The sequence below is a fragment of the Thermohalobaculum sediminis genome (genome assembly GCF_023487995.1).
In the GTDB taxonomy this organism is placed as follows: Bacteria; Pseudomonadota; Alphaproteobacteria; order Rhodobacterales; family Rhodobacteraceae; genus Thermohalobaculum; species Thermohalobaculum sediminis.
Window position 1 is genome coordinate 34798 of the sequence record NZ_JAMFKN010000011.1, and the last position, 23325, is coordinate 58122.

Annotated in this window: 25 protein-coding genes; 5 read left to right on the forward strand and 20 right to left on the reverse strand. The window is 71.1% G+C overall.

Annotated features, from left to right (window positions below):
* Nucleotides 1–49 precede the first annotated feature (49 nt).
* Genes M1105_RS18165 through M1105_RS18200 form a run of 8 tightly spaced genes read right to left on the reverse strand, consistent with a single transcriptional unit; the run spans nt 50 to nt 6387 of the window.
* The gene (locus M1105_RS18165; protein WP_249581801.1) at nt 50–1177 is read right to left on the reverse strand and encodes an EscU/YscU/HrcU family type III secretion system export apparatus switch protein; all 1128 of its coding nucleotides are present in this window, start codon (nt 1175–1177) and stop codon (nt 50–52) included.
* Nucleotides 1174–1953 carry a flagellar biosynthetic protein FliR gene (locus M1105_RS18170; protein ID WP_249581802.1) on the reverse strand — a complete coding sequence of 260 codons (780 nt, stop codon included), beginning with the start codon at nt 1951–1953 and terminating at the stop codon, nt 1174–1176. Before M1105_RS18170 ends, M1105_RS18165 begins: the two co-directional genes overlap by 4 nt.
* A 3-nt stretch (nt 1954–1956) precedes the next feature.
* Nucleotides 1957–4035 (reverse strand): flagellar biosynthesis protein FlhA, encoded by a 2079-nt coding sequence (locus M1105_RS18175; RefSeq protein ID WP_249581803.1) that lies wholly within the window; start codon nt 4033–4035, stop codon nt 1957–1959.
* Between the two features lie 9 nt (nt 4036–4044).
* The gene (locus tag M1105_RS18180) at nt 4045–4956 is read right to left on the reverse strand and encodes a lytic transglycosylase domain-containing protein (protein ID WP_249581804.1); all 912 of its coding nucleotides are present in this window, start codon (nt 4954–4956) and stop codon (nt 4045–4047) included.
* Nucleotides 4956–5222 (reverse strand): flagellar biosynthetic protein FliQ, encoded by a 267-nt coding sequence (locus M1105_RS18185; RefSeq protein ID WP_249581805.1) that lies wholly within the window; start codon nt 5220–5222, stop codon nt 4956–4958. Before M1105_RS18185 ends, M1105_RS18180 begins: the two co-directional genes overlap by 1 nt.
* Nucleotides 5223–5232: 10 nt before the next feature.
* On the reverse strand, nt 5233–5541 hold the full coding sequence (locus tag M1105_RS18190; RefSeq protein WP_249581806.1) for a flagellar hook-basal body complex protein FliE: 309 nt from the start codon (nt 5539–5541) through the stop codon (nt 5233–5235).
* 58 nt (nt 5542–5599) lie between these two features.
* Nucleotides 5600–5992, reverse strand: a complete 393-nt coding sequence (locus M1105_RS18195) for a flagellar basal body rod C-terminal domain-containing protein (protein ID WP_249581807.1) — start codon at nt 5990–5992, stop codon at nt 5600–5602.
* A gap of 11 nt (nt 5993–6003) precedes the next feature.
* Nucleotides 6004–6387, reverse strand: coding sequence for a FlgB family protein (locus M1105_RS18200; protein ID WP_249581808.1), 384 nt, complete (start codon nt 6385–6387; stop codon nt 6004–6006).
* Between the two features lie 93 nt (nt 6388–6480).
* Between M1105_RS18200 and M1105_RS18205 the strand changes: the two genes are divergently transcribed.
* A complete protein-coding gene (locus M1105_RS18205; RefSeq protein ID WP_249581809.1) occupies nt 6481–7803 on the forward strand; it encodes a FliI/YscN family ATPase in 1323 nt (440 codons plus the stop codon).
* Between the two features lie 249 nt (nt 7804–8052).
* Here M1105_RS18205 and M1105_RS18210 read toward each other — a convergent pair whose 3' ends face one another.
* From M1105_RS18210 to M1105_RS18235, 6 genes are all read right to left on the reverse strand, one after another.
* Nucleotides 8053–8889: a DUF1217 domain-containing protein gene (locus M1105_RS18210; protein ID WP_249581810.1), complete on the reverse strand. Its 837-nt coding sequence runs from the start codon at nt 8887–8889 to the stop codon at nt 8053–8055.
* Nucleotides 8889–9329: a flagellar biosynthesis repressor FlbT gene (locus M1105_RS18215; RefSeq protein WP_249581811.1), complete on the reverse strand. Its 441-nt coding sequence runs from the start codon at nt 9327–9329 to the stop codon at nt 8889–8891. The genes M1105_RS18210 and M1105_RS18215 overlap by 1 nt, the downstream gene beginning before the upstream one ends.
* Before the next feature lie 13 nt (nt 9330–9342).
* The gene (flaF, locus tag M1105_RS18220; RefSeq protein ID WP_249581812.1) at nt 9343–9714 is read right to left on the reverse strand and encodes a flagellar biosynthesis regulator FlaF; all 372 of its coding nucleotides are present in this window, start codon (nt 9712–9714) and stop codon (nt 9343–9345) included.
* A gap of 92 nt (nt 9715–9806) precedes the next feature.
* Nucleotides 9807–11099 carry a flagellin N-terminal helical domain-containing protein gene (locus tag M1105_RS18225; RefSeq protein WP_249581813.1) on the reverse strand — a complete coding sequence of 431 codons (1293 nt, stop codon included), beginning with the start codon at nt 11097–11099 and terminating at the stop codon, nt 9807–9809.
* 207 nt (nt 11100–11306) lie between these two features.
* Nucleotides 11307–11693: a hypothetical protein gene (locus tag M1105_RS18230; protein ID WP_249581814.1), complete on the reverse strand. Its 387-nt coding sequence runs from the start codon at nt 11691–11693 to the stop codon at nt 11307–11309.
* Complete coding sequence (locus tag M1105_RS18235; protein ID WP_249581815.1) at nt 11677–11952, reverse strand: hypothetical protein; 276 nt, start codon at nt 11950–11952, stop codon at nt 11677–11679. The genes M1105_RS18230 and M1105_RS18235 overlap by 17 nt, the downstream gene beginning before the upstream one ends.
* A 1176-nt stretch (nt 11953–13128) precedes the next feature.
* On the opposite strand from M1105_RS18235, the gene M1105_RS18240 reads away from it, so the two are divergent.
* The gene (locus M1105_RS18240; protein WP_249581816.1) at nt 13129–13677 is read left to right on the forward strand and encodes a flagellar hook-length control protein FliK; all 549 of its coding nucleotides are present in this window, start codon (nt 13129–13131) and stop codon (nt 13675–13677) included.
* Between the two features lie 18 nt (nt 13678–13695).
* Complete coding sequence (locus M1105_RS18245; RefSeq protein WP_249581817.1) at nt 13696–14397, forward strand: flagellar hook assembly protein FlgD; 702 nt, start codon at nt 13696–13698, stop codon at nt 14395–14397.
* Nucleotides 14398–14499: 102 nt separating this feature from the next.
* Here M1105_RS18245 and M1105_RS18250 read toward each other — a convergent pair whose 3' ends face one another.
* Both M1105_RS18250 and M1105_RS18255 read right to left on the reverse strand, forming a co-directional pair.
* Nucleotides 14500–15744: a Coenzyme F420 hydrogenase/dehydrogenase, beta subunit C-terminal domain gene (locus M1105_RS18250; protein WP_249581818.1), complete on the reverse strand. Its 1245-nt coding sequence runs from the start codon at nt 15742–15744 to the stop codon at nt 14500–14502.
* A gap of 225 nt (nt 15745–15969) precedes the next feature.
* Nucleotides 15970–16800, reverse strand: coding sequence for a cobalamin B12-binding domain-containing protein (locus M1105_RS18255; RefSeq protein WP_249581819.1), 831 nt, complete (start codon nt 16798–16800; stop codon nt 15970–15972).
* A 273-nt stretch (nt 16801–17073) separates the two neighbouring features.
* Between M1105_RS18255 and M1105_RS18260 the strand changes: the two genes are divergently transcribed.
* Both M1105_RS18260 and M1105_RS18265 read left to right on the forward strand, forming a co-directional pair.
* The gene (locus tag M1105_RS18260) at nt 17074–18378 is read left to right on the forward strand and encodes a UDP-glucose dehydrogenase family protein (protein WP_249581820.1); all 1305 of its coding nucleotides are present in this window, start codon (nt 17074–17076) and stop codon (nt 18376–18378) included.
* A gap of 12 nt (nt 18379–18390) precedes the next feature.
* Nucleotides 18391–19437, forward strand: coding sequence for an NAD-dependent epimerase (locus M1105_RS18265; RefSeq protein WP_249581821.1), 1047 nt, complete (start codon nt 18391–18393; stop codon nt 19435–19437).
* A 27-nt stretch (nt 19438–19464) separates the two neighbouring features.
* Here M1105_RS18265 and M1105_RS18270 read toward each other — a convergent pair whose 3' ends face one another.
* The 4 genes from M1105_RS18270 to flgA all read right to left on the reverse strand — a co-directional run bounded on the left by M1105_RS18270 (nt 19465) and on the right by flgA (nt 22703).
* Nucleotides 19465–20634, reverse strand: a complete 1170-nt coding sequence (locus M1105_RS18270; protein ID WP_249581822.1) for a nucleotidyltransferase family protein — start codon at nt 20632–20634, stop codon at nt 19465–19467.
* Between the two features lie 280 nt (nt 20635–20914).
* Nucleotides 20915–21562, reverse strand: coding sequence for a hypothetical protein (locus M1105_RS18275; protein WP_249581823.1), 648 nt, complete (start codon nt 21560–21562; stop codon nt 20915–20917).
* 14 nt (nt 21563–21576) lie between these two features.
* Nucleotides 21577–22320, reverse strand: a complete 744-nt coding sequence (flgH, locus tag M1105_RS18280; RefSeq protein ID WP_249581824.1) for a flagellar basal body L-ring protein FlgH — start codon at nt 22318–22320, stop codon at nt 21577–21579.
* Nucleotides 22317–22703 carry a flagellar basal body P-ring formation chaperone FlgA gene (gene flgA / locus M1105_RS18285; protein ID WP_249581825.1) on the reverse strand — a complete coding sequence of 129 codons (387 nt, stop codon included), beginning with the start codon at nt 22701–22703 and terminating at the stop codon, nt 22317–22319. Before flgA ends, flgH begins: the two co-directional genes overlap by 4 nt.
* Nucleotides 22704–23325: the final 622 nt, after the last annotated feature.

The window sequence follows — 23325 nt, forward strand, 5'->3', positions numbered from 1 at the left end:
ACCGGCTGTGCCGCGTCGTGCGATGTCCGGCAGCACCCATCCACCGGCCTCATCGGCGTCCTCCGTCCTCGTCCGCCCGCGCGCGCGGCGCCACGTCGGCACCGCGCCCGCGGCGGCGCATCTCGTCCGCGAAGACGATGGCGGCAGCGACGGCGCGGAAGTGCTCGGGGCGGATCTCCTCGCCAATGCCCACCACGGCGTGCAGGGCGCGCGCGGTGGACGGGTCGGGGTGGATCGGCACGCCCGCCTCGGCAGCGCGCTGGCGGATCACGGCGGCGATCTCGTCCACGCCCTTGGCCACGCAGACAGGTGCCGCCCCCGGCGCACGCGTCCAGCTGAGCGCCACGGCGTAATGCGTGGGGTTGGTGATGACGACATCGGCCTTCGGGACATCGGCGAGCATCCGGTTGGTGGCGATGTCGCGCGCGCGCTGGCGGCGCGAGGCGCGTATGTGGGGATCGCCCTCGCTCTCCTTGCTCTCCTCCTTCATCTCCTCGTGCGACATGCGGAGCTGGCCGAGATGGCGGTGCTGCTGCCACAGCGCATCGGCAAGCCCGATCGCGACGGCAACGACCGTGACGCCCGTCAGCACCGACCAGAGCTGCGCCTCGAGCAGACCGCCCATCAGGCGCGCCTCGATCCGGGTGTAGCCGGCGAGCCGCTCGGCCTCGCCCGACAGCGCGAGCCACAGGACAGCCGCCACGGCCGCGAGCTTCACCGCGCTCTTGAGGAACTCGACCAGGCCATGCGGGCCGTATTTCTGCTTTGCGTTGGCCAGAGGCGAGATGCGCGAGAGCTTGGGCACGATCTTGTCGGGGGCGACGATCACGCGCCGCAGGCCGACCAGCAGCGCCAGCACCAGCGCGCCCGGAAGGAGGAGGAAGGGCAGCGCCGCCGCTCCGGCCTCACGCGCCAGCCCCGACACGAGGTCCCGGCCCCCGCCCGACAGCGCCTGTCGGGCGAGGTCGGCGGGATGCGCCAGCAGGGGCATCAGCGCCTCGCCGAGCCGGGTCGACGACCACCCGGCGGCAAGCGCGGCTGCGAGCGCGAAGCCCAGATAGGCCACCGCCGCCTGGGCGTCCTGCGACTGCGCGACGTCGCCGCGTTCTCGGGCCTGGTCGATCCGGCGCTGGGTGGCCTCGTGGCTCTTTTCCTGCGCGTCATCCTCGCCGTTCACGGCCCCGCTTCCAGCGGCGCGATGAGCACGGGGGCAAGCGCCCCGGCCCAGCGCGCAAGGAGCTCGGGCAGCGACAGCCACAGCACGACGAGCCCCGCCCCCACCAACAGCGGCGCACCGACCAGCGCGACCAGAAGCTGCGGCATCGCCCGGCTGAGCGCCCCGAGCGCGAGGTTGTAGGCAAAGCCCACGGCAACGAAGGGCAGCGCCAGCGACAGACCCAGCGCAAAGGTCGCGCCGACACGTCCGATGCCCCACTGTGCCAGCTCGTCCGCGGCAGGGGGGCGGCCGAACGGGATCAGCCGGTAGAGATCGGCGAGCCCCGCCACCAGCGCCACATGGAGGCCGGCCGCCATCGCCAGCACGATGCCGCCCAGCATCAGGAAGGTGGCGAAGCTGGGCTCGGCCTCGGCGCTCACGCCGCCGAAAAGCTGCGAGAGGCCAACGCTCTGCGCCGCGATGCTGCCGGCGACTTGCAGCGCGATGACGAGGAAGCGGAAGGCCATGCCGATCACCAGCCCCGCCGCGGCCTCGGCGGCCAGCACTGCCCCCAGCCCGAGCGGCGTCTGCGGCGCGAGGCCCGCGACCTCGCGCACCATCGGCGCAAGCAGCAGCGTGATGCCGAGCGCGAGGCCGAGCTTGACTCGCATCGGCACCGCGCGCTCTCCGATCCCCGGCATCACGGCGACCGCGGCCGAGACGCGGGCGAACACCCCGGCATGGAGCAGCACCAACGCCTCGAGCGTGGCGACGATGTTTGCGGGCGCCGCCTCCACCGCTCAGGCCGTGCCGACCAGGGTGAGGCGCGTCCTGGTGCCGATCTCCTCGAAGGAAAGCACCGGCACCTCGATGCCCTTGGCCTCGAGGACGCTGCGCAGGAAGCGCCGCCGCCGCCCCGAGGTCGCGACGATCGGGGCAAGGCCGCGGCGCATCGGCTCGGCCAGCGCCCCCCGCACCGCTGCGGCGAGGCGGTTGAACTCGTCGGGCGGCAGGACAACGTCGGCAAGGCCCCCCTCGCCCCGCTCGTGGCTGGCGAAGAGCGTCTCCCATTCCGGCGCGAGCTGGATCAGCGGCAGGCGCCCCTCGCGGTCGCCGAGGCGGGCGACAATGAGGAAGGCGATGCGCCGGCGCACATGCTCGACCACGTCGTCGAGACCGAGGCCGGCGGCCCGCGCCTCGGCTGCAGCCTCGAGGATCAGCGGCAGGTTGCGGACCGGCACCCGTTCGTCGAGCAGCGCGCGCAGGAGCGCCTGGAGCAGGTCGAGCGGCACCTTGTCGGGCACGAACTCGTCGAGCAGCCGCCGGTTCGCCTCCGCTCGCGCGGGATCGGAGGGGCGCGTGAACTCGTCCATCAGCTTGCGCAGCGCGCGCCTGGTCAGGAGCCGGCCGGCATTCGCCTTGATGGTCTCGAGCAGATGGGTCGCCACCGCCTCGCCCGGCGTGATGACCGGCAGGCCGAGCGCCGCGGCCTCGTCCGCGCGGCGCTCCTCGATCCAGCGGGCGGAGGCGCCGTAGACCGGCTCTGTCGCCTCGCGCCCCGGCAGGTCGGCCGGGTTGTCGGGGTCGAGCAGCACCAGCACATGGCCGGGATCGAGGGTCGCCGACGCCACCTCGATGCCCTGGACGAGGATCGCATATCCCTTGAGCGGCAGGAGCGGGTCGTCCGTCAGGCGCACCTCGGGCATCACGAAGCCGAGCTCCTGGGCGATGTGGCGGCGCATGTTGCCGATGCGCTTGTCGAGGCCCGAGCCGGGCTCCATCACCGCGCCGATGATCGAGGGATGGAAGCGCACATGGACCTCGTCGGTGTCGAGGAGATCGCCGATCGGCCGGCCCGCCGCGGGCGCGGCCTCGTCCTCGGGCGGGGGCGAGATGGCGGCGAGCGCGCGCCGCTCGCGCAGACCCGCGGCGAACCAGGCCGCGGCGCCGAGGCACGCCGCGCCGGCGATGAAGGGCAGGAAGGGCAACCCCGGCAGGAAGGCGAACACCGCCATCAGCGCGCCTACCGTGCCAAGCGCCGCCGGATGGCCGCCAAGCTGGCCCAGCAGCGCCCGGTCGGCCGAGCCCGCCACGCCGCCCTTCGAGAGCAGAAACGCCGCCGCGATCGAGGTGATGACCGACGGGATCTGGCTCACCAGCCCGTCGCCCACCGTCAGGATCGCGTAGGTCTCGAGCACCGCGCCGAACGACATGCCATGCGCCGCCACGCCCATGCCGAGGCCCATGACGATGTTGAGGAGCGTGATCAGCAGCCCCGCGATGGCATCGCCCTTGACGAATTTCGAGGCACCGTCGAGCAAGCCGAAGAAGGTCGTCTCCTCCTGCTCGATCCGGCGGCGCTCCTTCGCCTCGGCATGGCTGATCGCGCCCGAGGCCACGTCCGAGTCGATGGCAAGCTGCTTGCCCGGCATCCCGTCGAGCGCGAAGCGCGCGCCGACCTCGGCCATGCGCCCGGCGCCCTTGGTGATGACGATGAAGTTGACGATCAGCAGCACGCAGAACACGACGAGGCCGAGAAACAGGCTGCCGCCCATGATAAACATGGCGAAGCCCTCGATCACGCCGCCTGCCGCGTCGGTCCCGGTGTGCCCCTGCCCGATGATCAGCTTGGTCGATGACACGTTGAGCGAGAGCCGCAGCATCAGCGAGGCGAGCAGCACCGTCGGAAAGGCCGAGAAGTCGAGCGGGCGCTCGATGAAGAGCGTGATCGTGAAGATTAGGATCGCGAGGCCGAAGGACACCGCGAGGCCGATGTCGAGGAGCCATGCCGGCATCGGCAGGATCATCATGCAGATCACCGCCATCAGCGCGAGGGTCAGAAGGACGGTGGGCTGGTACAGCTGGCGGATCGAAAACATTGAAACCCCTCAGGAACCACCGCCGACGAGCGGCCGCATGGTCGCCGCGATCAGCGGAAGGCGACGCCCCGGCAGGCCCGCCTGCGCCGGGCGCGCGGACGGCCAAGCGGCCGCCGCGAACAGCGAGCCCGCCATCCCCGGCGTGGCCGCGACGCCAGCCGGGCCGTCGACGGAACTGTTGGCCGCGGGGCCGGTCGCGGCACGTGCGGTGCGCGGCGCCGGTTGTTGCCCCGCGCGGAACCCGGCGCCGGGGGGCGCGGCCCCAACGCTTGGCAGGCGTGGCGCCCCGGCGCCGTCGAGCCTCGCCAGCGGCACGCCAGCCCCACCCGCTGCTTCGCCGATTGCCGCGGCCGCGACCGGCAGCAGCCCCTCGACGCGGGCGCGGTAGCGCGCGGCATTGCCCGGCGTGCGCGAGTGGTAGTGGCCAACAGCGACGAGCCAGTCGCCGCTTTCGTCGAACAGCCTGCGCAGGAAACGCGCGGCGTAATCGGCGCTCTCGCGCGGGTCGAGCATGGCGCCCAATGACGCGAACGCCGCGCCATGCCATTGGAAATTGATCTGGAAGCAGCCGAGATCGACCGCGCGCGCGCCCTGCCGCAGCGCCTCGCGGGCATGGTCGCGGGCGGCCCCGGCCATATCGAACCGCAGGCCGCGGCCATCGACATTCAGCGTCCAGGGCCAGGGTGCGAACGCCCCCGTGCGTCGCGTGCCGCTCTCGGCGAGGGCGATTGCGGACAGAACCCCCCGCGGGACGCCGTGACGTCGCGAGGCCGCTTCGGCGGCCTCGATGCAGGACGTTCCATGCGGGGACGTGGCGGCAGTCGCATCGCCATGGGCGCCGGCGCCATGCGGCACGGTGCCGATCAGCGCGCCCAGCAGAGCGGTCGCGAGCGCCCCCGCGCGGAGAGCCGACCCGCCCATCACCGGCCCGCGACGAGGCCGATGATGGTGTTCTGGAAGAACCCCACAAGCCCCTGCGTCGTGAAGCCCAGCGTCGCCCAGAAGACAACCAGGATCGCGGCCATCTTGGGGACGAAGGTCAGCGTCAGCTCCTGGATCGAGGTGAGGGCCTGCACCAGACCGATGACCAGCCCCACCACCAGCGCGACGCCGAGGATCGGCGCCGAGATCACCAGCCCCGTCCATGCGGCTTCGCGCATCAGGGCGATCAGCATCTCCTCGCGCATCGCCCGGAACTCAGACCGGCATCCGCAGGATTTCCTGATAGGCCTCGACCACGCGGTCGCGGACCGTCACCGCCGTCTCGAGCGCCATCTCGGCCGAGCTGAGCGCCTCGACCAGGGTCTGGATGTCGCCGCTGCCGGTCACCGCCTCGGCGCTCGCGGCCTCGCCGTCGCGCAGGCTCGTCTCCATCATGCGGGCGGCCTCGGCGAGCGCGTCCGAGAAGTTGAGACCCGCGCGGGCGTCGTCCTCGGGCGGTTTGCCGATGCCCAGTTTCTTCGTCGAGTCATAGGACTGGAGCGCCAGCCTCGCGTCGATGTTCATCGGGTTCTCCCTGCGTATGCCCGTGATGGGCGCGCCCCCTACATGCTGGGGCGAGGTGTCAGCGGCGGAGGAGGTCGAGAATGCTCCCGCTCATCCGCCGCGCCTGGTCGAAGATGTTGAGATTGGCCTGGTAGGAGCGCTGCGCCTCTCGCGCGTCGGCGAGTTCGATCAGCGGATCGACATTCGAGAAGGTCACCATTCCGCGCCCGTCAGCCAGCGGGTGCCCGGGCTCGTAGACCTCGCGTGGCGCCGAGGCGTCGAGCGCCAGCTGCCCCGGCCGGACGGTCGCGGCCTGGCTCGCGCGGTCGAGCTCCGCCTCGAAGGCAATCGTCTTGCGCCGATAGCCGGGCGTGTCGGCATTCGCGACGTTCTCGCCGATCAGCCGCAGGCGGTGGCTCTGGGCGTTCATGCCGCTCGCGGCGCTCAGCATCGCGCGTTTCAGATCGTGCATCTCGCCCTCCCTTAGCGGACGCGGCCGAGGCCGAGGCGGAGAAGATCGAGGGTCTTCTCGTAGACCGTCAGCGCCAGGCGGTGCTGGCCCTGCGCCTCGACCGCGCGCAGCGTCTGGTCCTCGATGTTCACGGTGTTCCCGTTCGGCTCGGCCGGCAGGTCTGGCTCGATCGCCTCGGCCGGGCGGACCGCGAGACCCGCAAACACCGTGTGCCCGGCGCGGGTCGCGCGCGGCGTAAACGTGTCGTTAACCACTTTCGAGAAACTGTTCAGGTCGCGGGCGCGGTAGCCCGGCGTGTCAGCATTCGCCATGTTCTCGGCGATCAGCTTGTGTCGCTGCGCTGCGTGCCGCGCCATGGAGGACGCGAGTTCGAGCACTGCAAGGTCATTCATCATGACGATTTCCACCACTTCTTGGTGCCATCGCGGACTGCCTAGCGCGATTCGCCTTAACAGAGGGTTCGCACCCGGCGTCCCGGGCGGAGCCGCATGATCTACCAAGGCCGGGACATGCCGGGCCTGCCCGCGTCGGCGATGATCTGGGGGCGCGTCTGTGGCTCGGACGGGGCGCGCGTGCGGGTCAGCGGCCTCGCGCAGCTCGCGCGCATCGGCGACCAGCTCAGGATCGAGCTGGGCGACGGGCGGCAGGCGATGGCGGAAATCGTCGCGATCGACCGCTCGGTTGCGGTCGCCATGCTGCTGGGGCCATCCGCGGGCATCGCCGCGGGCCTGCGCGCCTGCCTCGAGCCCCTGCCCGACCCCGTTCCCTCCTGCGCCTGGCTGGGCCGGGTCGTCGACGCCTTCGGCAACCTGCGCCTCACGGATGGCGAGGCGCCGGCGCCGCCGCAGGTCCCGCATGGCGCGACGCTCAGGGTGGCCGCGCCGCCGGGCGACCTGCGTCGCCCGCTGGGTGGGCCACTCTCGACGGGGGTGGCCGCGCTCGACACCCTCCTGCCGCTGTGCCGGGGCCAGCGGATCGGAGTTTTCGCGGGCAGCGGCGTGGGCAAGTCGATGCTGCTCGACACGATCGCGTGCGGCGCCAACGCCGAGGTGATCGTGGTCGGCCTGATCGGCGAGCGCGGGCGCGAGGTGTCGGCCTTCGCGCGCGCCCTGCTCGACGGGCCGAACGGCGCGCGAACGGTCATCGTGGCTGCGACCTCGGACCAGCCGGCACTGGTGAAGCGTCGCGCCGGACTGCTCGCGATGGCCTGCGCCGAGCATTTCCGCGAACAGGGTCGGCATGTGATGCTGTTGTTCGATTCCGTGACGCGCTTCGCCGAGGCGCATCGCGAAATCGCGCTGGCATCGGGCGAGACCGCTGGGCCGCGGGCCTTCCCACCCTCGACCAGCCCCGCCGTGGCCGAGCTGTGCGAGCGTGCGGGGCCCGGCATCGTCGGTGACCGCGGAGGCGACATCACGGCCGTCTTCACGGTCCTCGTCGCCGGCTCGGACATGGAGGAGCCGGTGGCAGACATGCTTCGCGGCGTGCTCGACGGGCATGTGGTGCTCGACCGGGCGATCGCCGAGCGCGGCAGGTTCCCGGCGATCGACCTGCGCCGGTCGGTCTCGCGCTCGGCGCCGGATGCGTGGACCGATCTCGAGGCCGACCTCTGCCGCCGGGCGCGCGCCATTGTCGCGGCCTACGAGGACGCGGCGCCGCTGATCCGCTCGGGGCTCTACAGCCCCGGCAGCGATGCCGCGCTGGACGAGGCGATCCGGCTTTATCCGGCGCTGGATGAATTCATCGGCGAACCGGCGCTCGCGCGGGACCGTTCGTGGTCGTTCCGGCGGCTGAACTCGATCCTTGGCTGACGACTTGCCGCCGAACATGGCTTCCAGCCACGCGTACGATCCTCATGGGCATCGGGTGATACCGCCGATGACCGTCGTTCCGGGAGATAGCCGCCCCGCACTTGCCCCGCCGGGGCAACCCTCCGGGACGCCGGACCAGTCTCGTTCCGGGTCCTTCGTCACGGACTGGCCGACACCGGGTCGCCGCCGGCCCGGCGACAGCGTCGGCGGGTGCACGGCGGCACCCCCTGCTACACCGGACCAAGGGCGTCAGACCCCCGAGCGGAGAAGATTGGCGCGAGCACCCACGCCCAGCCCGGCCGAGCCCAGCAGCGCGAGCGCCGTGGCGCCCGGTCCGATCGCAGCCTGTCCCTGCCGGATCTGCGCGTTGAGCAGGAACCGGGTGGCCGCGCGCTCCGCCACCTCACTCGACCGGAAGACCTTCGGCGAGGCGCTGCCGAAGGCCGCTCGGCTGCGATCCGCGAGGATCTGGCGCTGCGCGTCGAGGTCGAGCCGGCTGAAGCCGGACGGCAGGGCGAACACTCCCTCGATCACCTCGCGCAGCGGCGGCGAGCCGAGGATGCGGAACCAGATCGCGGCGTCAGATTGCGCCCCCGCCGCGACGGCGCCGATCTCGCGGCGAAAGTTCAGCGTGAGACGCAGATCGACATCGACGTCGCCGACGGCACGCTCGAACTGCCGCACCCGGTAGCGGTCGGCGATCTCGCGCCGGGTGGTCTCGCTTCCCAGGAACGAGCCGAGGTCGCCGAACCCGAGCGCCGCGCTGAACTCGCGCCACACCGGATTCGCGAGCCGGTTGGCGAAGGCGTCGGGGTCGAGCGTGCCCTCCTCCAGAACCCGGCGGACCAGCGCGCGCTTGCCGATCTCGTCCTCGAGGCCGAACGCGCCCAGTGCAACCCGAAGAAGCCGGGTGTCCCGCACCAGCTCCTCGGCGCTGCCGATCTGGCCGGCGCGCGCGATGAAGTCCTGCACGTCACGGTCGATGTCGGGGCTGCGCGAGAACTGCGCGAGCTGCGCCTCGAAGGTGCGCGTGAGGAACCGGAAGCCGGCCAGTCCTCCCGCGGGAATCGCCGGGGCGAAGGGCATCAGACGCGTGCGGCGCTGACGGCCGGGCCGGGTGCCGCGGCGGCGAGGGCGAGCAACCGCTCCTCGACCGGGAGCAGCCGGCGCAACGATTTGAGAACGCAGTAGAAGTTTCTGTCGTCCAGCGCGTCGTCGGCCTCGGTCAGCGCTGTGTCGCAACTCTCGAGCCCGCCAAGCGCGTCGCGCAGATCCGCGAGCTGGTGCCGAAGCTGCCGGGCCGACGCCTCGACCGGCGCCTCTCCGGCCACGGCGAGCTGAGCGGCGTAGCAGGCGCGCTTCACGGGCGTGTCGACGGCGTCGGGATGGATCGCATCGCGCAGCCGCAGGATCTTAGCGTCCGGCGTCTTGACGATCAGCCGGGCGTTGCGGTCGCCGTTCTGCATGACCACGCCGTTGACGAGGATTTGCTCGTGCGCGCGCAACTTCAGGATCAGTCCAGCCATGGTTCTGGCCCTTTCAAGCCGGCGCCGGGGCGCGGAGCCCCCGAATGATGGCGCTGTTGATGTCGATCAGGGGCGCGGGGTCTGCCTCCCCACGCAGAACCTTCTGGGTATGGGCGCGCGTGAACTCGCCGAGATAGACCAGCTGCGCACGCAGCGGCACCGGCAGGGCGTTCCGGCTGTCGGCGACATCCGCCATGATGGTGGTCCAGAGCGAGAGGTTGTCGTGCAGCGCAGCGACCAGATCGGGAAAGCTGCCATCGGGCCGCGCCGCGCGTGACATGCGCCCGGTGACCGACCCGAACACCCGGTGCTCGATCGATCGCGGCGTCCCCAGAGCGCGCGCTGCCTGCGCATAGCCGGATACCGGCATGGCCATCGCCGTCATGGCTCATCCTTTCGAGTTGGGCCGATGAATCGCCGGCTTCGGACCGGCGGCAAGCGGGCCGGGACGCGCGATGCGCCCGGCCCGGCCGTCTGTTACCGGAACAGCGCCAGGATGTTCTGCGGCGCCTGGTTGGCGATCGAGAGCGCCTGCACGCCAAGCTGCTGCTGCACCTGCAGCGCCTGCAGCCGCGCCGAGGCTTCCTCAAGATCGGCATCGACCAGCGCGCCGATGCCCGACTTGAAGCTGTCGACCAGCGACGACATGAACTCGTTCTGGAGCTCGACGCGCTTCTCGGCGGTCCCGAACGCGGCCTGGGCATTGATCGTCGTCTGGATAAGCCCTTCGATCTCGCCGAGCGCGGACTCGGCGCCGGCTTCGGTCGAGACGTCGATGTTCGCCAGACCCGAGAGGCCCCCGCCGATCGTGTTCCCGGTAGCCGCGAAGCTTTGGAAGTTGACCGAGAAGTTGTCGCCCGCGACGCTCGATCCGGTGATCGTGACCGTGCCGCCGGTGGCTGTCGCCCGGATCGTCGAGGGGACGACGGTGGGGTCCGATCCGTCCTTCTCCGCGATGAACTGGTTGAAGGCGTCGGCAAGGCCGCGAGCCGCATCCTCCGCCGTGTCACCGTCGCGCGCGACGTAGCTGATGTCGTTGCTGCCGCCGGTGTTCAGCCCGGCCGCGCCGACGGCGCCGCCGCTGATCGCGATGCTGAAGCCGAAGCCCGCGCTGACCGCGTCGATCGTCACGGCCTGCGTGGCCGGGGTCGCGGCACCCGCGATCGCGGTCGCGGTGCCGGCCGCAGCACCGGTCAGGTTGTCAGCCGCCGCCACGAGCGCGGTACCGGTGATGTTCTGCTGCTGGGTCGAGAGGTCCTGCTTGCCGACCGAGATCTGGCTCGCCGTCACGGTGCCGTCCGACGCCCGGTCGAGCGAGGACAGGATGTCGACGGTGCTCGAGCCCGCGGTCTTGTCGGTGTTGCTGAGCAGGTTCAGGCCGTTGAACTGGGCGGCGTTGACGATCCCCTCGATCTGGCTGCGCAGCGACGAGACCTCGTCCTGCAGCTTCTGGCGATCGACGTTGCCCTCGTTGGCGGCGACAATCTTGCCCTTGATCTCGTTGAGGAGTTGGCCGACCTGCTTGGCGCCGTTCGACGCCACCGCGAGGGTCGAGCCACCGAGCGAGAGCGACTCGGAGATCGCCTTGAAGCCCGCCACATCCGATTCCATCACCGACGAGATCGCGAAGACGGCGGCGTTGTCCTTGGCGGTGGCGACCTTCTTGCCGGTCGAGATCTGGCTGTTGATCTCGGCCAGGTTCTGGTTCGTACTGCGCAGGTTCTGCAGCGCGATCATCGCGCTGTTGTTGGTCAGGACGCTTGCGGCCATGGTCATCATTCCCTTGACTGTGCGGCGCGGTTCACGCCGCTTGAACACATCCCCGGACGCGACGGACCGGGACATCTGGACCGGGCGTGCGCCCGGGTCCGGTGACGTGTCTTCTGACAGGAGGAGCCATCTTCGATGGTGCGCGGTGTCTGCATCCGCGTCGGGAGCAAGCAGAACACCAAAAACCCTAAGCCCCGGTAAAGCGCATCAGGCGCATTTCGTCCTGCCGCACGCATCGGCCGGGCTGGTGATGCGCGAGCCATCGCGCGCATAGGCGACCGCGCCCGCGCGCGTCGCCTCGAGCGCCTCGATCCGGCGCCGCGCGGCCGCGAATCCATCGCGCACGGCATGAAGCAGGCGCTCGTTGCGGCGCGCGTCCTCGATCAGGCCCGTCAGGCCCTCGCGCAGCGCCGCCACCCTCTCCAGCCCGGGCCAGGCCGATTCGAGCCGCGCGAGAAAGGCCGTCTTGTCGCGTGCGAGCGCCTCGGCGTCGCCGAGCGCGCCGGCCGCCAGCATCCTGCGCTCGCGCGCGAGCAGCTCCCGCCCCTCGGCCAGCAGGCTGTCGGAACTCTCTATGTCAGCCCTCGCCAGCAAGTTTCCGCATCAGGATCGCACCGATGCCGAGCGGGCGGCTGCGCGCGATATCGGCGGCAATCTCGCGGGTCAGAAGGTCGGAGAAGCCGCTCTCCCCGCCATTGCCGGCCAGCGCGCCGAGGCTGCGCGTGAGGCCGGACTGCTTCAGCATCTCGGTCAGGAACGCGGCCTCGAAGGCGGTCGCTACGTCCGCGTCGGGTCGGGCCGGCGGTGCCCCGGCCGGCGTTCGCGGCGTGGCGGCAGGCGCCGCTGCAGCCATGGAGCCTGGTCTCGCAAGATCGGTCATCGCAACCTCCGCCGCCTCGTCGCTTCGCCGCCAATTGGAGCGGAGGCGCGTAAAGAATCGGTAAGCTGTGGCGTCTATGACTGGCTGGAGACAACGGCCGCAGGATGCGCCATGCATGCTCTGACGATCCCCCTCCCGGACGCCGCGGCCCCGCGCTCGCGGGCCGTTCCAGTCGGTGCCGCAGACGCCCGCGTCCCGGCCGAGCGGAATCAAGCCGCCGGGCGGGAAGCGCGCGCCGACTTCGCCGCCCAGATGGGCGGAGCCGAGACCCGCCCAACCGCGTCCCACAAGGGTCCAGCCGATGGTGGCGGCGCGAGACGGCTGCGTGCCGGCGGGGAGCAGGCCGACGCCGGGGTGGACCCCACGCCGCTCGCGGCGCACCCTGCAAGGGGCGACGAAGCCACACGCGCCCAGGCGCCGCGCGGGCCCGATCTTTTGGACGCCGCACCCGGCGCGCCCGCCGCCGCGTCCGCTCCCGCTGACTTGGCCCCGAAAGCAGGCGCCGATCTGATGCCACCAGCCACTCCCGGAACCGCTGGAGAAGCGCCGATACCTCTCTCCGCCAGTTCCGTCGGCATGCCAGCGGCGGTCGCGTCCGCCACCCCGGGGTCCGATCCAGCCCGTGACGCGGTTGCGACCGGGGCGGGCGCGGAGCATAGGGACATCGCCGTCGGGGCAGCCACGCGTGTGGCGTCAAGCGATCCGCGCTCTGCCGGCGCGCCACTCAGGGCGTCGCAGCGATTTGGCCAGCCCGGTGATGGCGACCCCGACCGCGACGCTCGGGCCGGTCGCATCGGATCGACCCAGCCGCAAGTGGCGGCGGGACGGCCACCGGTGGCACTGGATGCGACCCCCCTGCCCGCCCACCCGGCCGATGGGGTGAAGGCCGACAGAACGCCCCCGGCCGCGACGCCTTTGCCGGAGGTGGGCGTGACGGTCACAGCACGCCGGGTCGGGGGGGCTAGGCCAACCGAGCCGCCCGCCGACTGGCGGCCATTGGCGGTTCCGGCCGCGCCCGGCGAGCAGCCGGAGATGCCACCTGGCGAGGCCCGTGCCGCGGCGCCCACCGACGCCGCGCCTGAGCATGCCCGTCCCGGCCCGGCCCCCGCGACAGAGCATCCAGACAGCGGCGGCCGAAGGGGGATTGCCATGGCGATCGAGCCAGCCTCTCCCGCTCCAAGCGCCGCAGGTCAGGCGAACGCCGCCGTGGCATCGGGCACCCCGGCGCCAGCCGCACCTGCCGCCCCGGTACCGGGCGTGGATCCGGCAAGCGCCGCGGTGTCGGCGAGCCGGCAGATCGCGGCCGCCGCGATCGCCGACCCCCAGGCGGATCGCATCGAGCTGCGGCTCGACCCGCCCGAGCTCGGCCGGGTTGAGATCCGCCTCGAGTTCGCGGACGACGGCCTGCGCGCCATCGTCGCGGCCGAGCGCGGCAGCACGGCAGACCTGCTGCGACGCCACGGCGATGTGCTCACCCAGCACCTGCGCGAAGCCGGGTTCGGCGATGTCGACCTCCGCTTCGGCAACTTCGGCGGCGACGGCCGCACGAAGGATCAGGCGCAGGGTATCTACCTTCCGGCGCCACGGCCCGGTGGCGCCGAGGAGGACGCCCGGCATGAGCCGCCATGGCGCGCCGCCGACGCATTCGCTGCGGGCCGCGCGCGATCCGCCGATCGAGCCTTCGACATGAAAGTCTGACCAGAAACGGATGCCGCCATGAACGTGATTGAGAGCCCCGCCCTGTTCCCTTCCGGCATCGGAGCCCGGCCGTCGGCGGCAAGCGCGCAGGGTCCCGCCGCCAACGCCGATTTCCAGACCTTCCTGACCCTCCTGACGGCGCAGCTGCGCAACCAGGACCCGATGCAGCCGATCGATTCGACCGAGTTCGTGGCCCAGCTCGCCAGCTTCACGTCGGCCGAGCAGCTTATTGCGGTGAATGACCGGCTCGACACGATCCGCGCCCAAGGGATCTCGGCCGAGATCGCGGCGCTCGGAAGCTGGGTCGGCAAGGAGGTCGCGGCGACGGATGGCAGCTTCCGCGCGCCCGGCGGTCCGATGGTGATCGGCCTGCCCGACGGCCCCGAATCCGACCGGCTGAGCGCGCGCGTGCTCGACGCCGCCGGCACCGAGGTCGCGGGCTTCGAGATCGACGACCCCGCCGCCGGAACCGCGGCGTGGAACGGGCGCGACAGCGAGGGCACTTTCCTGCGCGGGGCGGATCTTCGCATCGTGATCGACTACAAGGTCGGCGACACGGTCATCGCCCAGAAGCCGGCGGCCGTGTATCGCGAGGTGGTCGGCATCCGGGCAACCACCAACGGCGTCGCGCTCGACCTTGCGGATGGCGGGGCGATCGACACCTCGCGCGTCGGCCAGCTTCGCGACCCGCGCACCCAGACGGCGCCCATCGGATCGTGAGGGCGACGTCCCCGATGGCCGCGAGACGCCGCCGCGGACAGCGCGCCGCGAGCGGCACCTGTCCCGCAATGCCGAAGAGGTCGCCCTTGCGGCGCATTGCGGTCAGCCGCACGGCCCGCTCGGCGGTTCGGGCGAAGGTCGCGACGCGCGGGCCCGCCCCACTGGGCCGCGTTCGCCGTCCCGTGGCTCAAGCCCGTAGGGCTCGACCAGCCGCCAGACATGCGGGGGCACCATCGCCCGCATCCGCCGCGGCGCAGACCGGCGCAGATGCAGCACGGCCTCGATCGCCTTCATCTCGACGCGCGCTCGCGCGAATTCCAGCCCTCGCGGACCGATTCGGGGCATAAGCCAGCCCACCAACGGCCGAAGCCAGCGCGGCATCGGGCGCAGCGGCAGCCCACCCGCTGCCCGCTGGGTGTTCTTCAGGAATCCGGTCACGGCGCCCCGCCGGCGCCCCTTGCTGTCCGGCGCCGACAGGTGGATCTCGCCGCCAAGGAGACCCAGAATCTCGGCGCCACGGGCGTTGCGGACCAGCAGCCACTGCTCCCCCTCGCCACCCATGTATCCCACCGTGATGTCGGCAAGCCGGTTGGTGTAGTCCACGCAGGTCCGGCAGGTGAGCGGGAAGAAATCCGGCGGCAGTCGCGAGATCGGAAGCTTCAGGAACGGAATCTCGCGGCACGTGCCGTCGTCGAACCTCAGCTCGACATGGAAGTCCGCGCGGAATTCGAGATAGGTGACGGTCTCGGGGCGCTCCGCGAGCAGCGCGAGGAAGTCGTGGAACCGCTCGGTCGTCGTGTTGTCCGAGCATGGCGTGCCAATGACGTAGAGCCGCTCGAAACCGAGTTCGGCCTCGAGCGCTCGCAGCGCATAGACCTGGCACGGGATGCCGATCACCGCGAGCCGGCGGTACCCCGCCGCGCGGGCGGGCTCGAGCAGGGCGAGGAGCGGGGCGTAGCCCATCCGCATCCCGCGGCAGGCGGCCAGCTCCTCGGGCCGCGTCACCAGCACCGGGACCGGGCGCCAGCGGTCATCCGGGTCGGGCGCTACCGTCAGCACGGCATCGACCGCGCCGGTCTCCAGCAACCGCTCGGCCAGCCGGGTCGTGATGCCGGTCCATTGGGCGCCGTCGCGGGCAGGTTCCAGCCGCGCGCGCCACATCTGCCGGTAGGGGCCGAAGAAATCCTCGTCGCCCCGCCCCGGCTCGGCCGTCCGGCCATGAACGCGCCTCTCGAGCCCGGGATAATCGGGTCGGATGAACTGGCATGCCTTGCCGCAGCGGCCGGGCGCACTGCTGCGCGAGATGCCGCAGTCCGTGCACAGCGGGCGCGGCACCGGGGGCCGCATGCCGAGGGCTAACCGGTGGGCCGGGTCAGGGGATGGCGGATCGAGGGCCGCCGGATCATCAGCCATGATGACGCGCCAGATGTCAGTCTTTCCTGACAAACTGACCGGAATCCCGACCCCGTGTCCACCGTCAAGCCGCGCCGATCGCTGAACCCGGCGAGCCCCGCGCGCCGCACAGGCCTCGATCGGCCGCGTTCGCGCCGGCCTGGCGCCGCCGGCGGGACGTCAGCGCAACTCGCTGATCTGGCGCAGGACACGCCGCGTGGCGGCCGGCGCGGCCTCGACCGCGGCGATTGCCGCATCAGCGCCGACCGCGGTCACGAGGGCGGGGTCCGCCGCGAACACGGGACCACCGACGATCACGACGATGTCGGGGTTTCGCGATTGACGCCGCAGCGCAGCAATCGATTGCGTGAGCGCGCCCAGGCCGGCGGCGCTGGTCAGGGACAGCCCGATCACCTCGAAGGGCTGGGCCGCGACGCTCGCGATCAGCTCGTCATGATCCGGCCCTGGCAGGTAGGTGACCTGCCATCCGCCTCGGCGAAAGAACTCCGCGGCCATGGCGGCGCCAAAGTTGTGGATCTCGCCCGGCGCCGGCGCCAGCAGGATCGAGACGCCGCCCTCATGCGCCCGGGGAAGGCGGTCGAGCTCGATGCTGACGAACCGCATCGAGCGGATCAGGCTGTTCGTGGCGATCGTGACGTCGAGAATGTCGATCTGGTCCTCGCGCCACAGTCGGCCGAGACAGTCGGCGACCGGCGCGAGCAGGCCAAGCTGCAGCGTGTCGTGCGGAATGCCATCGTCCTTGAGCCGCAACAGCACCTCGCGTGACAGCGCGTCCTCGGACTGCAGGGCCAGTTCGGTCATGTCCGCCACCCGGCCCGCGACTGCGGCCTCTTCGATCGGCGGGCGAACCGCATGGGGGTGAGACAGCACCAGCCGCGGAACGATGTACTGATCCAAGACGCGCTTGAGCACATCGATAGAGCGGGACGCCAGCATGGCATCCTCTTCCAACGGCGACCCCTCGAGCGCGGGCGGCGCTCCCCGGTCCATGTTTTCTCCCCGCGGCGGGCCGCGATGCGGCTCCGTTCATTTCTTTTTGAAATCAGTTTCACATGAAAAGCAATCAGCCTTCAAGCCCGGTCGACGCCCCTTGGCGCCACCTCCTGCCCTCGCGCGCTGGATGAAGTGAGGCGCGCCGATACCCGTCACGCCTGAAATTTTCCGCCTCGCCTTCCCGGGCGCGGCTTGTTAATGAAACCGTCGGCATGGGGCGCAGTCCGCCGGATCGTCGGGGCGCCGGTTTCTGGTTCAGCGGGGAATGCGATGCGTATCACGATGATCGGGACGGGCTATGTCGGCCTGGTTTCGGGCGTCTGCCTCTCGGATTTCGGGCATGAGGTCGTCTGCGTCGACCGAGACGCGGGCAAGATCGCGCGGCTCGAAGCCGGCGAGATCCCGATCTACGAGCCGGGTCTCGAAGACCTGCTCGCGCGCAACGTGGCGGCTGGCCGACTGCGCTTCACCACCGATCTCGTGGCGGCGATGCAGGGCGCCGATGCGGTGTTCATCGCAGTCGGCACGCCCACGCGCCGCGGCGACGGGCACGCCGATCTCAGCTACGTCTTCGGCGCGGCTGAGGAGCTTGCGCCGCTCATCTCGCGCTACACCATCGTCGTGACGAAATCGACCGTCCCCGTCGGCACCAATGCCGAGGTCGCGCGGCGAATCCGGTCGGTGGCGCCCGAGGCTCCGTTCGACATCGCCTCGAACCCCGAATTCCTGCGCGAGGGCGCTGCGATCGAGGACTTCATGCGCCCCGACCGCGTCGTCGTCGGCGTCGCGTCCGACCGCGCGCGCGCCGTGATGGCCGAGATCTATCGCCCCCTCTTCCTGCGCGAGACGCCGATCGTCTGGACCACGCCCGAATCGGCCGAGATGATCAAGTACGCGGCCAACGCCTTCCTCGCCACCAAGATCACCTTCATCAACGAGATCGCCGACCTGTGCGAGAGGGTGGGGGCCGACGTGCAGCAGGTCGCGAAGGGGATCGGCCTCGACGGGCGGATCGGCTCGAAGTTCCTGCATCCGGGGCCGGGCTATGGCGGCTCGTGCTTTCCCAAGGACACCTCGGCGCTCGCCCGCACGGGCCGCGAGGTCGCCTCGCCCATGCGGATCGTCGAGACGGTGATCGAGGTGAACGAGGCGCGCAAGCGCCGCATGGTCGGGCGCATCTCCGAGGCGCTCGACGACCGGCTTGCCGGGCGCCGGATCGCCGTTCTTGGCGTCACCTTCAAGCCCAACACCGACGACATGCGCGACGCGCCCTCGCTGACCATCGTCCCCGCCCTGATCGGCGCGGGCGCCGAGGTCCGCGTGACCGATCCGCAGGGCCGCAAGGAAGGCGAGGCGCTACTGCCCGGCGCAACCTGGCACGACAGCGCCTACGACGCGGCACGCGAAGCCGACGCGGTGGTGATCCTGACCGAATGGAACGAGTTCCGCGCCCTCGACCTCGGACGACTGCACGGGCTCATGCGCTCGGACGTGATGGTCGACCTGCGCAACGTTTACCTGCCCCAAGACGCCCGATCCGCGGGCTTCCGGTACTGCTCGATCGGGCGTCCCTGACGGGGCTGTGCGATGTCGATTAGCCCTCAGCCGCCGCATCCCGGCCACGAGCCGCCGGTCTTGGTGACCGGGGCGGCCGGGTTCATCGGCTATTACCTGGCCGAGAGGCTGCTTCAGGCCGGCCGGCCGGTGGTCGGCATCGACAACCTCAACGACTATTACGACCCCGCCCTCAAGGAAGCCCGGCTCGACCGGCTGCGCCAGCATCCCGGCTTCCGCTTCGAGCGGATAGACATCGCCGACCAGCGCGACATGCAGGACCTGTTCGCGCGGCTCCGACCCGCCATCGTGGCCCACATGGCGGCGCAGGCGGGCGTGGGCTATTCGATGGAGAACCCGCAGGCCTATGGCGCCTCGAACCTCGCGGGCTTCCTCAACGTCCTTGAAGGCTGCCGCGCGGTCGCGACGCGGCATCTCGTCTATGCCTCGTCGAGTTCGGTCTATGGCGGCAATGCAAGGGTTCCCTTCAGCATCCATGACAGCGTCGACCACCCCGTCAGCCTCTATGCCGCGACCAAGAAGGCGAACGAGCTGATGGCGCACAGCTATGCGGCGCTCTACGGGCTGCCGATGACGGGTCTTCGCTTCTTCACCGTCTACGGGCCCTGGGGACGGCCGGACATGGCGGTCTGGAAGTTCACCCGCGCGATCCTCGCGGGCGAACCGATCCGCGTGAACAATCACGGCCGGATGTGGCGCGATTTCACCTATATCGACGACATCGCCGAGGCGGTGGTCCGGCTCCTCGACCGCCCGGCCGAGGCCAATCCAGACTTCGACCGGATGGCGCCCGATCCGGGGTCGAGCTTCGCACCGCACCGCGTCTACAACATCGGCAACCGCAAGCCCGAAGCGCTGATGGAGCTGATCGGGCTGATCGAGGCCGAGACGGGGCGCAAGGGCATCCTAGAGATGCGCCCGCTTCCGCCGGGCGAGGTGGTGACCACCTCGGCCGACACCGCCGAGCTGGAAGCCGCCATCGTGTTCCGGCCGGCGACCCCGCTCGCCGATGGGATCGCGCGTTTCGTGCGCTGGTATCGCGACCACCACGGAATCTGATCGCACCCGCTGCCGCCCTAGGCTGCCCTATCCGGGCTTGTGACCCGCCATGAGCACCCGGCGTGAGCGATCGAGCAGCGAGAGGCGCTGACGCAAGGTCCCGGCCACCACGAACTTCAGCGCTACGCGCCGCATTGCGGCACGCCGCTGGGGGCCCGCGAAATCCTCGCGCGCGACCGCGGCGAGGATGAGCCGGGCCGCCATACGCTCCGAGAAGGTCGGCCGAGGCCAGGGCTCGGGCCAGCGGCTGCCGAAGACGGTTCCAGCCAGCGCCACCGCGATCCGCACGAAGCGCCCCGCCGCAATGCGCCGGGCGGCCGCGAGGTCCCCGGCAAGGTCGGCGTCGCTGCGCATCTCGACCAGCGTGGCGATGTCGTGCAGCCAACGCAGGCGGCTGAAGACGTGCTGCATGCCGTGGACCGACAGGAACACGAGGTCGCCGCGCGCGCTGGGGACGGCGATCCGCCGGCCGGTGTCGTCGATTTCGTGCACGCATGTGCCTGCCTTGAGCGCCGCGAGTCCCGGCCAGCCCCGATAAGCAATGCTGCGGGCATGCAGCTCAAGCGTGAAGTCATTTCCAGGGATCGTGAATTCGATATCCTTCACCGCCCGCTCGCTGGGACGCCGGCGCGCCGCCCCGGCCGCCGGTGATTGCGCGGGGCGATAGCCCAGGCCGGCGACGATGCCCGCGGCAGTCTCGAACTCGGCGTCCCCGACAAGAAGGTCGATATCGCGGCTTTGCCGAAGCGCGGCCGAGCCGTGGAGCCGCTCGGCGAGCGCCCAGCCCTTGAGCAGCAGTGGCTCGATGCCCGCGGCACCCAGTGCGTCCAGCATCCGAAGCGTTTCGGCCTTCTGCCGCAACCCGGACAGCGCCGCATCCATCGCCGCCACCTGCAGGCGCGCGAGCGTTTTGGCGGGCGGCGCTAGCGCGGCAACCTGCCTCAGGACCACGGGCGCGACGCGATGGCGGTCGATCGCGAGATCGCCGAAGCGCTCCCACTCCTCCGCCCGAAGCGCCGCTGCAAGGCCAACGACCTCGGCGCGAGCATTCTCGGCCGCGACGCCGACCGCAATGCAGCGCACAAGCAGCCTCAGCTCGCGCGGCCAGGAATGCGGCAGCGCCCGGAACGACTCGGTCGTCCCGCGACAGGGCCCTGCGCCCCGGTCCGGCATGTTCTCGCGCTCATGCGGTGCCATATTCTCCGGCCCTTCCCGCCCGCAAAGCACCGGGCGGCCCCCACGACGAGCTTTAGCCAAGATCGCGCCACTGGGAAACGCCCTGCGGACACGAAACCCGCGCCGCGGGGTCTGGCAAGGCACAACATGGCAGGCCCGCGACCCATGCAACAAGCGGGACGCCGAAGGCGCGCGGCGGCCCATGTGGCGGACACCCCTTCTCTGGTGCCAGGCGGAAACAGACCGAAGCCCGAACGGCGCTACACGGCCAAACCGCCGCCAGGGCGCCGCGGTGGTTCGGTCATAGTTCCTGCCGCATCACGTCCAGTACCAACACATCGGCGACCTCGTCACCCAGGACGCGCCGTGCCGCAAGGCGCAGGTTGCGCCGCATCTCGTCGAGCACGCGACCATCGGTGTAGGTTTCGTCGAACGCGCCTGTGTAGGACATCGCAAAAAGCTCGCGCAGGAAGGCGTCCCGCAGACGAGGTAGCATCTTGTGCGTGGCCTCGCTTATCGCCGCGGGCACGTCGACGGCCAGCTCGAACAGGATCAGCGCGCGCGTGTTCCGGCCGCGCACCACGGGTATGATGAGCTGCCGCCCGACGGCGATGAAGCTGCGTGCCCCCGAGCCGTATCCCGGCTGCTCATGGCGTGTGGACGCCTGCGCGGGACCGCCGACGCCGTGCCCGGATGAGCCTCCCAACGCGTCCCCGCCGCCTCGTTGCGTTTTGGAGCGATCGGGCGGCGGCAGTGTCGAGGATGCGGCCCCGGGCTGCCCCTCGCCTGCCGCATCGTCCGGCGGGACAGCTCGCCCTTCACCCGGTGCCGATTCGCCCTGCGGCGGTGCGGCGGACTGCACCTCGGCCGGCGCGATCAGCGCGGCCGAGACGCCTCCGCCAAGAGCCCCGAGACCGAGGAGTGCGAGCAGGAGCAGAATTCTTGGCACGCCCGCCCCCGGCCTCAGAACGGCACGATCAGATCGACGAGCTGCTGCCCGATGCGGGGCTGCTGCACATCCGTGATCTGGCCCCTGCCGCCATAGACGATGCGCGCGTCGGCGATCTTGTCGTAGCCGATCTCGTTGCGGCGCGAGATGTCCTCGGGCCGCACGATGCCGCTGACCTGCAGCTCGCGCAGCTCGAAATTCACCCGCACTTCCTGGCTGCCGCGGATGATCATGTGGCCGTTCGGCAGTATCTCCTGCACCGTCGCGGCCAGCCGCAGGGTGATCTCCTCGTTTCGAGTGACGCTTCCCGTGCCGTTCGAGCTCGACGACCCGCTCGCCGAGACCGCGGGCTCGAGCGTGTTCGCGCCGGGCAGCACGACATCGGCAACCGCCGGCAGGCCGAACAGTGCGGACACGCCGACCTCGTCTGACCCGGTGCGGGCGCGGGTGGTCTCGTTCGACAGATCTGCCTCATCGTCAATCTCGACAACGACGGTGAGAATATCGCCACGCGCCCGCGCCCGTCGGTCGCCGAACAACGATTGCGGCCCCGCATTCCAAAGCGAGGCGGGCGCCGCCATTCGCGCGGGCGCCGCGGGCATGCTCGCCAACGCCACACGCTCCGCGGCGGGAGGCGGGACATGCATCTTTGCCTCGGCACCCGGCGGGGTGACGGTTGGCGGGCGTCCGAGGTGGTCGAGCTGACCGGCGCAGCCAGCCGCCGCCAGCGCAACGATCAGCGGCCAGCCGCGGATCACCGCCGGACCTCCACCTGAGCGGGCGCGATGACGCGGCCCGCGACCGGCTGGCGCGAGTCGAGGTTGAGCACGCGGATGCGCTCCCCCTGCCCGCCCGCTTCCAGCGCTCGCCCCTCCGTGCGGATCTCGAGCCGGCCGCCAATGAAACGCAGCGTCACGACATCGTTGCGCCGCACCAGCGTCGGCGGACCCAGCTCCTGCAGCGTCACCGGACGGCCGGCATAGATCGCGCGGCGTGCCTCGAGACCGATCATCTCGTCGCGCAGCCGCAGCGCCTCTGGGTCGCTCGCCGCGACCCGAAGGTCCGCCGCCGCCAGGACCGCACCGGGCGCGATGGTCCGCGAGGACGGCGAGGCAGCGCAGGCCGAGGTGGTCGCAGGCATCCGGACCCTCGAGGCCGAGGGACGCCTGCGCCTCGTCGCGCTCGAGGAGGACCAGTAACCCCGGGGCATGGCATGAAGCGGCGGGGCGGACGCCTCGACTCGTGCGGTGCCTTTCTTGGAATGCCCCGCCCCGGTGCAGGATCGCAGAATGCCCCGAAATGCGGCGAGCTGACCGGCGCCGCGTGGCCGGGCCGGGCATCACGTGGCCGCCTGCGCCGGCCTGCGCGAGGCCCCGCTGCGTCCCGAACGTCTAGCGGACAAGGGGCGCCAGGGCCGTTCCCCGGCGTCGTCGACGAGCCGACGCCTCGCCGCGCGACGCGCATTGTCGCGCAGGCCCGCAAGGCCCGAGGCTCCTCGCGGCTCGCATCGCCACGGCCGGTCTCACGCCCTCGGCGGCGCCGGCGGTCCCGTCGGCGGTCATTCTGGCAGAGCGCCGCAGCGCCAAAGGCAACTGCCAGGGCGCCCCCCCGCAGCAGCGACCGGTGGCACGCTCGGAAGAACCATCTACCGTTCGCCCCGTCGCTTCGATTTCGCCACGACGCCGCCATGCTTTCGTCGCGTTGCATTCTGCGCCGCCAACTCGACGCCACAGACAATTTAATTTTCAATGATTTCTTGACCG